The sequence below is a fragment of the Enterobacter sp. CGMCC 5087 genome (genome assembly GCF_003144775.1).
Classification (GTDB): Bacteria; Pseudomonadota; Gammaproteobacteria; order Enterobacterales; family Enterobacteriaceae; genus Enterobacter; species Enterobacter cloacae_M.
In genome coordinates, this window is sequence record NZ_QFXN01000158.1 from 1 (window position 1) to 854 (window position 854).

Here is an 854-nt window from a genome sequence, read left to right on the forward strand (position 1 = left end):
ACTGCATCAGTTCGTCACGGGTTAAGGGACGGTCGCGGCGGATCTGGTTTGTCCGCCCGAAGCGGCTGGCTAATCGCATTGTTAATTCCTTATGGTTGATTTAATGGCATAAACAAAAAGGCCATGCGCCCCAAAGGGAACATGGCCTGTTGGTGTGGTTGCTGGTGGGATTAATTTCTGGTGAATGTGTTTTTTGGTATACCGTGGCTGAGCAGGTAGCGGTTAAACCACTCCCCGGCATTGTCTTCAAAATTCCACGCTCGCCAGATCAACTGACCCTCGCTGTCGCGAATAACCAGCCGAAAATGCGTCCCCTGGTCATCTTCAATAGCGACGTTCTGGTACGCCGCCACGATGGTCTCAGCCTGTTTTCGGGTAAACGTGCCTTCGGGCAGTAACGGACTGTCGGTGTTGAGCATCGTCATCTCCTGATAAGCGTCATAAAACAAAATGCCCCGCTCAGTGAGCAGGGCATCAGTGGGTTAAATGTGTAGCGATGAGTTGCAGTATCTGCTCCATCAGGGCCGCGACTAAGGCACCTGCGAGCAGGGTTGCCGCCTGTCTGGCGATATAAATGCTGTCCTCGTCGTAACCTTCTTCGCGGAAGTGGTCTTCCACAAACTGTTGTGCCCTGTTGTTGGCGCACCACGTCAGCACCTGACGCAGGGCGCTGAGCATCATTTTCAGTAATGTCATTGGGTTAAATCTCATGGGGAGAGCACCCGGACGGATTTGGGGCATTCTGGGATGCCCCTGCCGGGTAAATAAGAGAGGAACGATGTTACTGCGGTGACGGCGATTCCGGCGGCACGGGGACCTGACCGTGAATAATCCGGTGTTTCGCCAGCGCCTGC

The 854-nt window shown here is 54.1% G+C and carries 2 protein-coding genes; both read right to left on the bottom strand.

The features are described 5' to 3' along the window. Positions 1–170 precede the first annotated feature (170 nt). Positions 171–419: a DUF905 domain-containing protein gene (locus DEO48_RS15295; RefSeq protein ID WP_109845637.1), complete on the bottom strand. Its 249-nt coding sequence runs from the start codon at positions 417–419 to the stop codon at positions 171–173. 55 nt (positions 420–474) lie between these two features. After that, a complete protein-coding gene (locus DEO48_RS15300; protein ID WP_109845638.1) occupies positions 475–696 on the bottom strand; it encodes a hypothetical protein in 222 nt (73 codons plus the stop codon). Positions 697–854: the final 158 nt, after the last annotated feature.

What these genes read in the sequence shown, in the direction of transcription:
- DEO48_RS15295 (WP_109845637.1), bottom strand. Translation starts at nt 419, where the DNA reads ATGCTCAACACCGACAGTCCGTTACTGCCCGAAGGCACGTTTACCCGA.
- DEO48_RS15300 (WP_109845638.1), bottom strand. Translation starts at nt 696, where the DNA reads ATGACATTACTGAAAATGATGCTCAGCGCCCTGCGTCAGGTGCTGACG.